We start from the raw sequence: 14,168 nt of genomic DNA on the forward strand, positions 1-14,168 counted from the left end.
CGCCCCGCCCGCTCACCGACGAGCCGGTCCCGCCCTCCGCTGCCTAGAACACCGGCGTGCCCTCCCGCGTCAGCCGCCAGTCCGCCGACGCGAAGTCCGCCGGGTCCAGCACACCCTTCGCGGTCGCCCACTCCGCGATCCGCGTGCGGATCTCCGTCGACTCCGACCACACCTCCTTCGCCGACGCCACATGCGGGAACGCGCCCCCGCCATTGGCCCGGTAATTGTTCACCGCCAGCACGAACCGCTGCGCGTCGTCCAGCGGAGCACCGCCGAAAGTCAGATTCCGGATCCGCGCACCGGCCGGCCGCGCGATATCGATGTCGTACCGCAGCCCCGACACGTAGTCGAAGTTGTAGTCCGGCCGGCCGTTCGCATTCGTCAGCTTCGCCACGTCCACCGGCGTACCGGCCGCCGTCTGCACGAAATACTCCGCCGAGTACTCCAGGTACGCCCGGATCTGCGCCCCCGACATCACCTTCGCCACCAGCGTGTTGTCGTACACATACAGACTCGACAGATCCCGGATGGTCACCTCGCCCGCCGGGATCTGAGACGTACGCGAAAACGGCGACGCCTGCGACAGCACCGGCAGCGACGCGTACTCCGTACCCGCCAGCGCCTGCCGGACCACGTCCTCCTGCACCGTGTTGATCAAATCGATGATCGGCGCGTCCTTGTACCGCGCCTCCGCCGTCGTCAGCGTCGCCGTCGCCGTACCGACAACCTGATTGACATACGACACCACCTTCCGGTGCTCGTCCGCGAGCAACTTCGTGATCCGCGGATCGTCGGCCACCGTGCGCGAATCCCGCAGCGACGCCTTCACCGACTCCACCCGCCACCGGCCCCGCTCGAATGCCAGATCGAAGTCGAACAGTGCCAGGCGCTCGGCGTAGCACAGTGGTTCGGACAGCACCACGGCCTTCCCCGTCTGCTCGTTGACGACGCGCAGTTCCTCGATCTCCGCGTGCGCGTGGCCCACCAGAATCGCGTCGATCCCCGGCACCTGCCGCGCCACGTTCGCCGCCGCGTTCTCCACGTATGGCAACTGATCACCGTATGACGACGTCCCCGACGACCCGGAATGCGCCGAGACCACCACCACGTCCGCGCCCATCGACCTCAGCTTCGGCACCCACTTCGCCGCCTGCTCCTCCAGCCCCGGAAACGCCAGCTTCCCCTGCACATACGCCTTGTCCCAGATCGCGATCCCCGGATTCGTCAGACCCAGCACCGCCACCTTCACCGGGGGAGCGCCCTTCACCCGGAAGGTCTTCATGAAATAGGGCGGGAATGCGGGCTTCAGTGTCTTCGCGTCGACCGCGTTCGCCCCCAGCAGCGGGAAACGGCACTGCTCCTCGAACTTCCGGAGCGTCTCGATGCCGTAATTGAACTCGTGGTTCCCCAGCGCCACCGCGTCGTACCCGATCGCGTTCATCGCCTGCGCCATCGGATGCACCGGCCCGCCCTCGGCCGTGATCGGGTCCACCTTCGCGTAGTAGTACGTCAGCGGGGTCCCCTGGATCGTGTCACCCGCGTCCAGCAGCAGCGTGTTCCGCCGCCCCTTCTCCGCGCGCACCTGATCCACCAGCGTCGATATACGCGCCAGCCCCTGGGCGTTGCCCTGGGGGTCGGAGTACTCCGCGTCCTTGAAGTAGTCCCAGTTGAAGACATGCCCGTGCAGATCGGTCGTCCCCATCACCGTCAGCGCGTACCGCTTCGGCCCGCGCCCGCCACGCCGCTCGGCGGCCCCGGCCGCCGGAGCCGCCGCCGCACCGGTCAACGCGACTCCCGCGCCGGTCACGGCGGACTTCTTCAGAAACTTCCGGCGGTTCAACGGCATGCGTGCTTCCCCTCGGTGAACATGTGTCACGACGCGCGTAGATAACGCGCGTAGATTCTGGCCCGCCCGGACCGGGGGCAACAGGTCCTCCAGGTTGCGATCTGGTGACCGATGGCCCCCCAATCCCCGCGAACAGCGGTATACAAGGACATACCGGCACAACAGTCACACGTTCGACCGATCATGACAGGAACCGATCAGGCGAAAACATGAACGGAGAAAGGCGTCACGGAACGCTCATCAGAGCGCTGCGCCGCACAATTAACGCTTGTCAAAACCACTTCACTCAAAGGCCGTTGAGCGGTCACGCATCGCCAATTCTCTACCCGCCGGTAAGTCATAGGCTCGCCTCATGCGCCGAGCAAAGATCGTATGCACTCTTGGTCCCGCCGCCGACTCTTACGACCAGATCAAGGCACTCGTCGACGCCGGAATGGACGTCGCCCGCTTCAACCTCAGCCACGGCACCCACGCCGAACACGAGCAGCGCTATCGCCGCGTACGCGAAGCCGCCGACGAAACCGGCCGCAGCATCGGCATCCTCGCCGACCTGCAAGGCCCGAAGATCAGACTCGGCCGCTTCGCCGAAGGCCCCGTACTCCTCGAACGCGGTGACCCCTTCACCATCACCGTCGAAGAGGGCACCGAGGGCGACCGCCACCTCTGTGGCACCACCTACGCGGGGCTCGCCGACGACGTCCGCCCCGGCGAGCGCATCCTCGTCGACGACGGCAAAGTCTGTCTTGAGGTCACCGGGATCGACGGCCCGCGCGTCCACACCACCGTCACCGAACCGGGCGTCGTCTCGGACCACAAGGGCCTCAACCTCCCCGGCGTCGCCGTCTCCGTCCCCGCCCTGTCCAAGAAGGACGAGGAAGACCTCCGCTGGGCCCTGCACACCGGCTTCGACGTCATCGCCCTCTCCTTCGTCCGCACCGCACGCGACATCCAGGACGTGCACCGCATCATGGACGAAGAAGGACGCCGCCTCCCCGTCATCGCCAAAATCGAAAAGCCCCAGGCCGTCGATCACCTTGAAGACATCGTCGCCGCCTTCGACGGCATCATGGTCGCCCGCGGTGACCTGGGCGTCGAAATGCCCCTCGAACAAGTCCCTCTCGTTCAAAAGCGCGCCATCAAACTCGCCAAGCGCAACGCCAAACCGGTCATCGTCGCCACGCAGATGCTCGACAGCATGATCGACAACTCGCGGCCCACCCGAGCGGAAGCCTCCGATGTCGCCAACGCCGTCATCGACGGCACCGACGCGGTCATGCTCTCCGGGGAGACCAGCGTCGGCAAATACCCCATCGACACCGTGCGGACCATGGCCCGGATCGTGGAGGCCGCCGAGGAGGACATCCTCGCCCGGGGCCTGCCGCCGCTGACCGAACGCAACAAACCCCGTACCCAGGGCGGTGCCGTCGCCCGCGCCGCCGCCGAGATGGGCGACTTCCTCGGCGCCAGGTTCCTGGTCGCCTTCACCCAGTCCGGAGACACCGCCCGCCGGCTGTCCCGCTACCGCTCCCCGATCCCGCTCCTCGCCTTCACCCCCGCCCCGGCGACCCGCTCCCAGCTCAGCCTGACCTGGGGCGTGGAGACGTACCTGGGGCCGCACGTCGACTCGACCGACGCGATGGTGGAGCAGGTCGACGAGCTCCTCACCGAGAACGGCCGCTGCCGCGAGGGCGATCTGGTCGTGATCACGGCCGGTTCGCCGCCCGGGGTGTCCGGGACGACGAATCTGGTGCGGGTGCACCGCATCGGGGAGAAGTCCTGACGGCGACACGCCGCGGAGAAAAACGGGGTTCAAGAAAAGGAGGTCACCGCTTGCGGGCGGTGACCTTGGAACCGGAGGAAAAGTACCCCGGGTCGGATTCGAACCGACGCTGTATGGTGTTTGAGACCATTGCCTCTACCGCTGGGCTACCGGGGCCCCCTTCAAAACGAAGGACGACGGTCACCCGCCGTGCCCCCACCTTACCGCAGCTGGGTACGCTCTTGGGAGCAGTACCGCCTGCCCCGGAACAAGGAGCGCCACGTGACCGCCCCCGAGTCGCCCCAGCCCGTCGACGTGCCCGACGACGACAAGTCGCACGTTCCTCCGCTGACGACCCGTGTCGTCATCGCCGAGGACGAGGCCCTGATCCGGCTCGATCTCAAAGAGATGCTGGAGGAGGAGGGGTACACCGTCGTCGGTGAGGCCGGTGACGGCGAGCAGGCCGTCGAGCTGGCCCGTGAGCACCGCCCGGACCTGGTGATCCTGGACGTGAAGATGCCGAAGCTGGACGGTATCTCCGCGGCGGAGAAGATCGCGGAGGAGCGCATCGCCCCGGTGCTGATGCTCACCGCGTTCTCGCAGCGCGATCTGGTGGAGCGGGCCCGGGACGCGGGTGCCATGGCGTATCTGGTGAAGCCGTTCAGCAAGAGTGACGTGGTACCGGCGATCGAGATGGCCGTATCGCGGTTCACGGAGCTGAAGGAGCTGGAGAAGGAGGTCGCGGACCTCAGCCAGCGGCTGGAGACGCGGAAGCTGGTGGACCGCGCGAAGTCGATTCTCCAGACGGAGTACGGCCTGACCGAGCCGGCGGCGTTCCGCTGGATCCAGAAGACGTCGATGGACCGCCGGATGTCGATGCAGCAGGTGGCGCAGGCGGTCATCGAGGACGCCGAGGAGAAGAAGGCGTCCAAGGACTGAGACGCGTGGCGAGGCCCGCGTCCCTTCTGGGGCGCGGGCCTCGCCCTGTGTGCGGGGTCAGTCCTCGCCGAGGTAGGCCTTGCGGACCGATTCGTCGTGGAGGAGTTCCTGTCCGGTTCCGGAGAGGACGATTCTGCCGATTTCCATGACGTATCCCCGGTCGGCGAGGGAGAGGGCGGCCTGGGCGTTCTGCTCGACGAGCAGAATGGTGGTGCCCTGCGCCTTGAGCTCGGCGATGGTGGCCATGATTTTCTGCATCATGATCGGCGAGAGGCCCATGGAGGGCTCGTCGAGCATAAGCAGCTTGGGCTGCGACATGAGGGCACGGCCCATGGCGAGCATTTGCTGTTCGCCGCCGGAGAGGGTGCCCGCGGCCTGCTTTCTGCGTTCCCCCAGAATGGGGAAGAGGTCGTAGGCCCGCTGGATGTCTTCTTCGATGCCGGGTTTGTCGTCGCGGAGGAAGGCGCCGAGGCGGAGATTGTCCTCGATGCTCATGCGGGGGAAGATATGGCGGCCTTCGGGGGAGTGGGCGAGCCCGAGCGAGACGATGTGATGGGCGGGGACCCTCTTGAGGGATTTCCCGTTGAACCTGACCTGGCCGCCCACCGGCTTGAGGAGGCCGGAGAGCGTGCGGAGGGTGGTGGTCTTCCCGGCGCCGTTGGTGCCGATGAGGGTGACGACCTGGCCGGCGTCGACGGTGAACGAGATGCCCTTGACGGCTTCGATCTTGCCGTAGGCGACGCGGAGGTCCTCGACTTCCAGGAGGGCGGTCATCGGTCGTTCTCCTTGCTGGCCGCGGTGTCGGTCGCGGTGGCGCCGGCGTGTGCCTCGGCGGCTTCGACCTCGGCGAGTTCTTCGGCGCCGGGCGCGTTCTCGAAGGGCTCGCCGAGGTAGGCGGCGACGACGCGCTCGTCGCCCTGGACGGTGGCGCTGTCGCCCTCGATGAGTTTCTCGCCCTGGACGAGGACGGCGACGCGGTCGCACAGGTTGAAGATGAAGCGCATGTCGTGCTCGATGACGAGGACGGCGATGCCCTGGTCGCGGATGGCGAAGACGAGTTCCTCGGTGGCCCGGGTCTCCTGCGGGTTCATGCCGGCGGTGGGTTCGTCGAGGAGCAGCAGCCCGGGCTCGCTGGCGAGCGCGCGGGCGATTTCGAGCTTGCGTTGTTCTCCGTAGGGGAGATTTCGCGCGAGGTGGTCGGCCTTGTGGGCGAGTCCGACGAACGCGAGGAGCTCGGTGGCGCGTGCTCGTGAGGTGGCCTCCGCCCGGTGGAATCCGGGGCCGCGCAGGACGGCGGACCAGAATCCTTCCTTGGTGCGGGTGTGGCGACCGACGAGAACGTTCTCCAGGACGGTCATGTTGGAGAACAGGCGGATGTTCTGGAAGGTGCGGGCGATTCCGGCGGCGGTGACCTTGAAGGATGTGGGCGGGAGGACCTGGCCCTTGTAGCGGACTTCGCCTTCGGTGGGGACGTACAGGCCGGTGAGGCAGTTGAAGAAGGTGGTCTTGCCGGCGCCGTTGGGGCCGATGAGCCCGACGATCTCCCCGCTGTTGACGGTGAGGTCGACGCTTCGTACGGCGGTGAGCCCGCCGAAGCGCATGGTGACGCCGCGGGCGTCGAGGACGGTCTCGCCGGGGGTGGCGCCGCCCGGGGCGCCCTTGGTGGTGGTGTCGGTGGTCATGGTGGTCAGGCCCCTGTCTTGCCGAGGACCGCGGGCGCGTCGGCTTCTTCGTGGAATTCGAGTTGGCGGCGGCGGTTGGGGATGAGCCCTTCGGGCCGGAAGCGCATGAGGAGGATGAGGGCGAGTCCGAAGGCGAAGAGCTGGTAGTCGCCGAGGAACTGAAGCTTGTTGGGAATGAGGAAGAGCAGCGCGGCGCCGATGAGGGGGCCGCCGATGGTGCCCATGCCGCCGAGGACGACGGCGGCGAGGAGGAAGGCGGAGTTGGGCGGGATCGCGCCGGCGAACAGGTACTGCTCCGGGGTCACGGTGTAGGTGACGTGCGCCTGGACGGTGCCGGCCAGCCCGGCCAGGGAGGCGCCGACGGCGAAGGCGATGAGTTTGACGCGGAAACCGTTGATGCCCATGGCGAGGGCGGCGGTCTCGTCTTCGCGGATGGCGACCCAGGCGCGGCCGATACGGGAGTCACCGCTGCGCCGGAAGACGAGGACGACGACGGCGGTGATCAGCAGCATGAGGAAGAAGTAGTTGGCGAACCGGCCGATGGTGAAGCCGGCGACGGTGTGCTCGGCTCCCAGGTCCCATCCGAAGATCTTGAGGTTGGGGATGGCGGAGATGCCGTTGGAGCCGTTGGTGACGTCGGGTCCGGAGGTGCCGTCGAGGTTGTTGACGGTGATGCGGAAGATCTCGCCGAAGCCGAGGGTGACGATGGCGAGGTAGTCGCCCCGCAGGCGGAGGGTGGGGGCCCCGATGAGGACGCCGAAGACGAGGGAGGCGGCGGCGCCGACGAGGACGGTGGCCCAGAAGGGGAGGTGCAGGTCGAGGGGCGAGCTGGGGGAGCCGGAGACGAGGGAGGCGGCGTAGGCGCCGACGCCGAGGAAGGCGACGTATCCGAGGTCGAGGAGGCCGGCGAGGCCGACGACGATGTTCAGGCCCAGGGCGACGGTGGCGAAGATGAGGATGTAGACGCCGATGGTGGCGTACTGGTCGTCGGTCTGGGTGAAGGGGAAGAGGGCGGCGGCGACGAAGGCGCCGCAGAGGGTGATGTTCTGGTGGCGCGCGGTGATCTGGGAGGCGTGGGCGATGAGGCCGGCCTTGTGCAGGGCGGCGAAGCCGAGGCCGGCGGTGATGAGGAAGCCGACGAAGGCTTCGTCGTACTCGGTGCCGATGCCGTAGGTGAAGACGGTCAGGGCCAGGGCCATGATCCCGACGATGATCAGGATCTCGGCGTAGGAGGGCAGGGCGGGGACCGGGCGGGGGGCGGGCGCGGCGAAGGCCGCCTTGACGGTGTGCCCGGTGTGGGCGAGGCGGTGCCTGACCTGTTCCCAGGGGGTGCTGTCGGGGTCGATGGGGTCGGGCTGGGGCTTGGGGCAGGGGAGCGCGAGCGCGCCCAGGAGGGCGAGGAGGGTGGCGGCGGCGGCGATCCAGCCGCCGGGTTCGACGTTGACCAGGCCGCCGAGCTGGTAGCTGATGGCGAGGACGGTGTACCAGGTGGTGGCGAAGGCGCCGAGGGCGGCGAACCTGACGGCGGGGTCGGCGCCGGCGGGGGTGAGCCGGCGCAGCCCCTTGACTCCGTAGGAGGCGAGCCCGAGCAGGGTGGTCAGGGCGCCGCCGATGAGGACGAGGACCTGGAGGCCGCCGGGGTAGCCGTAGACGGTGAGGTCGCCCGGGAAGGCGCTGGTCCAGGTCCAGGCGAGGAAGGTGGACAGGACGGTGAGGAGTCCGCCGCCGGTCGCCAGGGCGCGCCCGAGGCGCGGGGGTATGCCGATGAGGCCGGTGGCCGGGGCGGCGGCGGGGGTGCCGGAGGTCTTCTGCGGGGTGGTCTGTGTGGTCATCGGTGTCACGCCCTGTCCGCAACGCGTTCGCCGAGCAGGCCCTGGGGCCGCAGCAGCAGTACGAGGATGAGGAGGATGAAGGCCCAGACGTCGGCCCAGGACTGGCTGCCGAACTGGTCCATGCCGGGGATGTCGGCGACGTAGGCGGTGGCGAGGGTTTCGGCGATGCCGAGCACGACGCCGCCGATCATGGCGCCGTAGATGTTGCCGATGCCGCCGAGGACGGCCGCGGTGAAGGCCTTGAGGCCGAGGATGAAGCCCATGCGGAAGTCGATCTGGCCGTACTTGAGGCCGTTGGCGAGGGCTCCGACGGCGGCGAAGACGGCACCGAGGGCGAAGGCGATGACGATGATGCGGTCGGTGTTGACGCCCATGAGTTTGGCGGTGTCCGGATCCTGGGCGGTGGCCTGCATACCGCGTCCGGTGCGGGTCTTCATGACGAAGTAGGCGAGGACGGCCATGCTGACGGGCGCGGCGACGAGGAGGAAGATGTCGCCGGTCTGGATGGTGACGCTGCCGATGTGGAAGGGGCCGCCGTCGATCTGGGGGAAGCTGCGGGCGGACTTCGCCTCGGGGTACCACGCCCACACGGCCTGCTGGAGGGCGAGGGAGAGGCCGATGGCGGTGATCAGGGGGGCCAGGCGGGGAGCGCCGCGCAGCGGCCGGTAGGCGAATCGTTCCGCTCCGACGGCGACCGTCACCGCGACGACGATGGCGCCCAGGAGCATGAGCGGCAGGGCGACCCACATCGTGGTTCCGTCGGGCAGGATGTACACGTAGACCGTGAGGGCGCCGAAGGCTCCGGTCATGAAGATCTCGCCGTGGGCGAAGTTGATGAGCTGGACGATGCCGTAGACCATGGTGTAGCCGATGGCGACCAGCCCGTACATGGATCCCAGGAGCAGGCCGTTGACCAGCTGCTGCGGCAGTTCGTTCACCGCATGTCCTCCGAGACTTTCGGATGTTCGACGGATGTGGCCGGATGCGAGTCCGCGCGGGGCGCCTGTGGAACAGCGCCCCGCGCGGCTCGTGGGCAGTGGTGCGGTGTGATCAGCCGGTGTAGGTACCGGAGTCGACGGCGGTGAAGTCGCCGTTCTTGACGGCGTAGACGGTGAGCTGCTTGTTGGTGGCGTCACCGAACTCGTCGAAGGAGACCTTGCCGGTCACTCCGTCGAAGGAGATGTTCTGCATGGCCTCGGTGATCTTGGCGCGGGCGTCGGAGGGGAGCTTTCCGCCGTTGTCCTCGACGACCTTCTTGACGGCCTCGATGATGGCCCAGGCGGAGTCGTAGGAGTAGCCGCCGTACGCGGCGTAGTCCTCCTTGTAGCCTTCCGCCTTGTAGTCGGCGACGAACTGCTTGGCGGAGGCGATGCCCTGGACGGGCGCGCCGACGAGAGTGGCGAGGTCGCCCTCGCTGGCGGGGCCGGCGAGCTCGATGAAGGCGGGGTCCTTGATCCCGTCACCGCCGACGAGCGGAATCTTGGCCCCGGCTTCCTTGATCTGCTTGCTGAGGGGCCCTGCCTGCGGGTATTCACCGCCGTAATAGACGACGTCGGCGCCGGAATTCTTGACCTTGGTCGCGACGGCGGAGAAGTCCTTGCTGTCGGGGTTGATGTGCTCGGTGCCGACGACCTTGCCGCCGAGCTTCTTGAACTCGTCGGTGAAGGTGGCGGCGAGTCCGGCGCCGTAGGTCTTCTTGTCGTCGATGACGAAGACCTTCTTCTTCTTGTAGTCGTTGTAGACGTACTGGGCGGCGAACGGGCCCTGGACGGCGTCGGTGGTGGCGGTGCGGAAGTAGGACTTGTACTGGCGGACCTTCTTGGTGCGCCAGTCGGGACCCTGGGTGAGGGAAGGCCCGGTGTTGGCCGGGGAGACCTGGACCAGCTTGGCGTCGTCGAAGACCTTCTGCATGGATTCGCCGACGGAGGAGTTCAGCGGGCCGACGACGCCGAGGACGTCCTTGTCCGCGACGAACTTGGTGGCGTTCTGCTGGCCGGCCGACGGCTGGCCCTGGTCGTCGAGGGCCTGTATCTCGAAGGTGACCCCCTCGACGTACTTCTTCTTGTTGGCGATCTTGGTGGCGAGGTCCACCGAGTTCTTGATGCCGAGGCCCATCGCGGACAGGTCGCCGGTCATCGGGGCGTCGACGCCGATGACGACCTTGGTGCCGCCGTTGCCGGAGTCCGAGCCGCCACCGTCGTCGTCACGCGAGCCGCAGGCGGTGAGGGTGAGTGCTCCCGCCGCCAGCGCGGCGGTGATGGCGATGAGCGAACGTTGACGCACGATCAGTCCTTTCCCCTGGCACAGCCGCTTCCCGGTGGAAACGGCCGAGTCGAGCGCTGGGCGGAAGTGACAATCCGACGGCGCGGTGACTGGCGGTGACTCTAAGCGGGTGTGGGGAACGTGGAGGAGAGTCTGTGAGAGGCTGTGACGCTCTTGTTATGACACGGCGTTATGAAGAGCGGTACTGCCGGGGGAGAAGGGCGGAATTCAGGCCGATTCGCCCTGTCCGTATGGTGAGAACCCGCAGGATTCGCGGGGGGTGGTTCAGGCGTCTGGGGCGTTTTGGTAATGACCTGGATTCGTTGCCGCGGGCGACCTGCGGGGCGTCGGAGAGGTGCTGTGCGCAGCGTGGGCCGGGGATGAAACTGTGCGCTTGTATTGCGCGCACATTACACAGGGTTACTTCCGTGAAAGGGAGTCCCGCATTCCGCGGCATTTTTCCGCCTGCCGTCGCCCGGGGCGGTGAAATCGATCTTGTGGGCAGGGCCTGTCCTCACCCGGAAAGGCGGGGCGGGCGCCGGGGCCGCCGGGCATCCGGCGCGGGGCCGGGCGGCCCGCGCCCCGGGGTGGCCCTCGATCGTCTCGTGCGCCCGGTGGGAGACGAGGCGGGCGCACCACTCCTCGCCGGGCGGGTCCGGGGCGGCCGGTGCCTCGCGTCGCCGCCCCGGCCAGCCGGCCGGTCAGGGTGCCTCCCGCGCCCCGACGCCGGGGTGCCGGGCGGCCGGGAGGGGCGATGGCCCCCGCCGGCGCGCGAGCCGGTCAGCCCGCGGCGGTGACGCGGGCGGCGTCGCCGGGGCTGACGTCCCGCAGCAGGCAGGTCAGCCGGGCGCTGCACACCCGGCGCCCTTCCTCGTCGCTGATGACGATCTCGTACGTCGCCGTGGTGCGGCCCCGGTGGACGGGCGTGGCGACGCCGGTGACCAGGCCCGAGCGGACGCCGCGGTGATGGGTGCAGTTGAGGTCGACCCCTACGGCGATCTTGGAACTGCCGCCGTGCAGCATCGAGCCGACCGAGCCGAGCGTCTCGGCCAGCACCGCGGACGCACCGCCGTGCAGCAGCCCGTAGGGCTGGGTGTTGCCCTCCACCGGCATGGTGCCGACGACCCGCTCGGCGGACGCCTCGACTATCCGGACGCCCATCCGGGTCCCCAGGTGGCCGGCGGAGAACAGGGCGGGCAGGTCGACGCCGAGCGCGGCGTACTCGTCGATGACCTCCCGCGGGAACGTCACATGCTGCTGCTCGCCCATGGGCCCGGCTCCGTTCGTCGTGGTCGTTCGGCTCTGCGTCGGCTGAGCAAACGCTCAGTCGGTCGCCGATTGTTCCAGACGGACGATGACGGACTTGCTGGCCGGGGTGTTGCTCGTGTCCGCGGTGGCGTCCAGCGGGACCAGGACGTTGGTCTCCGGGTAGTAGGCGGCGGCACAGCCCCGGGCGGTCGGGTAGTGCACGACCCGGAAACCGGGCGCCCGCCGCTCCGCCCCGTCCTGCCACTCGCTGACCAGGTCGACGTAGGAGCCGTCGCGGACGCCCAGCTTCCGGGCGTCCTCGGGATGGACCAGGACGACCCGGCGGCCGTTCTTGATGCCGCGGTAGCGGTCGTCCAGGCCGTAGATGGTGGTGTTGTACTGGTCGTGGGAGCGCAGGGTCTGCAGCAGCAGCCGCCCCTCCGGCAGTGCGGGGTACTCCACCGGCGCGGCGGTGAAGTTGGCCTTGCCGGTGGCCGTGGGGAAGCGCCGCTCGTCGCGCGGGGCGTGCGGGAGCGCGAAACCTCCGGGGCGGGCCACACGCGCGTTGAAGTCCTCGAACCCGGGGATCACGCGCGCGATGCGGTCACGGATCGCCGCGTAGTCCTTCTCGAACTCCTCCCACGGCACCCTGCTGCCCTCGCCGAGCACCCGGCGGGCCAGCCGGCACACGATGGCCGGCTCGGACAGCAGGTGCGGGCTCGCCGGGTCGAGCCGGCCGCGCGAGGCGTGCACCATGCCCATGGAGTCCTCCACGGTCACGAACTGCTCGCCGCTCGCCTGGAGGTCGCGCTCGGTGCGGCCGAGGGTGGGGAGGATCAGCGCACGCGCGCCCGTGACGGCGTGCGAGCGGTTCAGTTTCGTCGACACGTGCACGGTCAGCCGCGCGCGCCGCATGGCCGCCTCGGTGACCTGGGTGTCGGGAGAGGCCGCGACGAAGTTGCCGCCCATGGCGAAGAACACCTTCGCCGCCCCGTCCCGCAGCGCGCGGATGGCCCGTACGACGTCGTAGCCGTGCTCGCGCGGCGGGGCGAAGCCGAACTCCCGCTCCAGAGCGTCCAGGAAGGCGGCCGGAGGGCGCTCGACGATGCCCATCGTGCGGTCGCCCTGCACGTTGGAGTGGCCGCGCACCGGGCACACGCCCGCGCCCGGACGGCCGATGCTGCCGCGCAGCAGCAGGAAGTTGACGACCTCGCGGATGGTGGGGACGGAGTGCTTGTGCTGGGTCAGGCCCATCGCCCAGCACACGATGGTGCGCTCGGAGGCCAGCACCATGCGCAGGGCCTGTTCGATCTCCCCGCGCGTGAGACCGGTCGCCGCGAGCGTCTCGTCCCAGTCGGCGGCGCGGGCCGCCGCGGCGAACTCCTCGAAGCCGTGGGTGTGCTCGCGGACGAAGGCATCGTCGACCGCGCCCTCCGTGTCGATGATCAGCTTGTTGAGGAGGCGGAAGAGGGCCTGGTCGCCGCCGATGCGGATCTGGAGGAACAGGTCGGTGAGGGCCGAGCCGGCGGTGAGGCCCCTGGGGGTCTGCGGGTTCTTGAAGCGCTCCAGGCCCGCCTCGGGCAGCGGGTTGACGCTGATGATCCGCGCGCCGTTCGCCTTGGCCTTCTCCAGGGCGGAGAGCATGCGCGGGTGGTTGGTGCCCGGATTCTGCCCGGCGACGATGATCAGATCGGCCCGGTACAGGTCCTCCAGCAGGACGCTGCCCTTGCCGATGCCGATCGTCTCCGACAGGGCGGAGCCGGACGACTCGTGGCACATGTTCGAGCAGTCGGGCAGGTTGTTGGTGCCGAGCTCGCGCGCGAAGAGCTGGTAGAGGAAGGCGGCCTCGTTGCCGGTGCGCCCGGAGGTGTAGAAGACGGCCTCGTCGGGGGAGCCGAGGGCGGCGATCTCCTCGGCGACGATGTCGAAGGCGCGCTCCCAGGTGACCGGCTCGTAGTGGTCGGCCCCCTCGGGCAGGTACATGGGGTGGGTGAGGCGGCCCTGCTGGCCCAGCCAGTAGCCGCTGCGGCCGGCGAGGTCGGTGACGGAGTGCGCCGCGAAGAACTCGGGGGTGACGCGGCGCAGGGTGGCCTCCTCGGCCACGGCCTTGGCGCCGTTCTCGCAGAACTCCGCCGTGTGCCGGTGCTCCGGCTCCGGCCAGGCGCAGCCGGGGCAGTCGAAGCCGTCCTTCTGGTTGACGCTCAGCAGGGTCAGCGCGGTGCGCTTGACGCCCATCTGCCGCTGGGCGGCACGGAGCGTGTGACCGATGGCCGGCAGCCCCGCCGCGGCATGCTTCGGCCCGGCGACCTGCGGCGCGTCCTGAACCGGATCGCCCTTGGGCGGCTTGGTGGCCATCGCGCGCTCTCCTTCGTGTACACGTGTGAGGTACGTCTCCGATCCTCCCACGCGCCGGTGACGACGCGGCGGGCCGGGCGTGAGCGAGGCTCGCGGGCCGCCGGGGGTCCGGGGGCCGGGCCGCCCCGCCCGGTGCTCCGGCTCGCAGAGCCTCTCGGCGACCCGGTCGAGCCGGAAGGTCCGCCGCGCCTCGGAGCGCCGGCACCATGCCTCGACATAGGTGTGGCCGACGCTGACCAGGCGGA

At 69.0% G+C, this 14,168-nt stretch carries 10 protein-coding genes and 1 tRNA gene; 2 read left to right on the forward strand and 9 right to left on the reverse strand.

Annotated elements, in window-relative coordinates:
- Positions 1–43 precede the first annotated feature (43 nt).
- Positions 44–1,846, reverse strand: a complete 1,803-nt coding sequence (locus tag AB0L74_RS11405) for a 5'-nucleotidase C-terminal domain-containing protein (RefSeq protein ID WP_365648921.1) — start codon at positions 1,844–1,846, stop codon at positions 44–46.
- 352 nt (positions 1,847–2,198) lie between these two features.
- Here AB0L74_RS11405 and pyk point away from each other — a divergent pair, with 352 nt between their 5' ends.
- Entirely contained in the window at positions 2,199–3,626 is a 1,428-nt protein-coding gene (gene pyk / locus AB0L74_RS11410) for a pyruvate kinase (protein ID WP_365648862.1), read from the forward strand.
- Between the two features lie 83 nt (positions 3,627–3,709).
- Here pyk and AB0L74_RS11415 read toward each other — a convergent pair.
- Positions 3,710–3,782: transfer RNA gene (locus tag AB0L74_RS11415), tRNA-Leu, on the reverse strand.
- 105 nt (positions 3,783–3,887) lie between these two features.
- Here AB0L74_RS11415 and AB0L74_RS11420 point away from each other — a divergent pair.
- The gene (locus AB0L74_RS11420; protein WP_365648865.1) at positions 3,888–4,544 is read left to right on the forward strand and encodes a response regulator; all 657 of its coding nucleotides are present in this window, start codon (positions 3,888–3,890) and stop codon (positions 4,542–4,544) included.
- A 57-nt stretch (positions 4,545–4,601) separates the two neighbouring features.
- On the opposite strand, the gene AB0L74_RS11425 is transcribed toward AB0L74_RS11420, so the two are convergent.
- The 7 genes from AB0L74_RS11425 to AB0L74_RS11455 form a co-directional block, all read right to left on the reverse strand.
- On the reverse strand, positions 4,602–5,318 hold the full coding sequence (locus AB0L74_RS11425) for an ABC transporter ATP-binding protein (RefSeq protein ID WP_365648867.1): 717 nt from the start codon (positions 5,316–5,318) through the stop codon (positions 4,602–4,604).
- The gene (locus tag AB0L74_RS11430; RefSeq protein ID WP_365648870.1) at positions 5,315–6,226 is read right to left on the reverse strand and encodes an ABC transporter ATP-binding protein; all 912 of its coding nucleotides are present in this window, start codon (positions 6,224–6,226) and stop codon (positions 5,315–5,317) included. Before AB0L74_RS11430 ends, AB0L74_RS11425 begins: the two co-directional genes overlap by 4 nt.
- 5 nt (positions 6,227–6,231) lie before the next feature.
- Positions 6,232–8,058, reverse strand: a complete 1,827-nt coding sequence (locus tag AB0L74_RS11435; RefSeq protein WP_365648874.1) for a branched-chain amino acid ABC transporter permease — start codon at positions 8,056–8,058, stop codon at positions 6,232–6,234.
- A 5-nt stretch (positions 8,059–8,063) separates the two neighbouring features.
- Positions 8,064–8,996 (reverse strand): branched-chain amino acid ABC transporter permease, encoded by a 933-nt coding sequence (locus AB0L74_RS11440; protein ID WP_365648877.1) that lies wholly within the window; start codon positions 8,994–8,996, stop codon positions 8,064–8,066.
- 112 nt (positions 8,997–9,108) lie between these two features.
- Positions 9,109–10,341 (reverse strand): branched-chain amino acid ABC transporter substrate-binding protein, encoded by a 1,233-nt coding sequence (locus tag AB0L74_RS11445; protein WP_365648880.1) that lies wholly within the window; start codon positions 10,339–10,341, stop codon positions 9,109–9,111.
- A gap of 759 nt (positions 10,342–11,100) precedes the next feature.
- The gene (locus AB0L74_RS11450) at positions 11,101–11,589 is read right to left on the reverse strand and encodes a hotdog fold thioesterase (RefSeq protein ID WP_365648883.1); all 489 of its coding nucleotides are present in this window, start codon (positions 11,587–11,589) and stop codon (positions 11,101–11,103) included.
- 54 nt (positions 11,590–11,643) lie between these two features.
- Positions 11,644–13,923, reverse strand: coding sequence for an FdhF/YdeP family oxidoreductase (locus tag AB0L74_RS11455; protein WP_365648886.1), 2,280 nt, complete (start codon positions 13,921–13,923; stop codon positions 11,644–11,646).
- Positions 13,924–14,168: the final 245 nt, after the last annotated feature.

Source organism: Streptomyces sp. NPDC052020 (assembly GCF_040680575.1).
GTDB lineage: Bacteria > Actinomycetota > Actinomycetes > Streptomycetales > Streptomycetaceae > Streptomyces.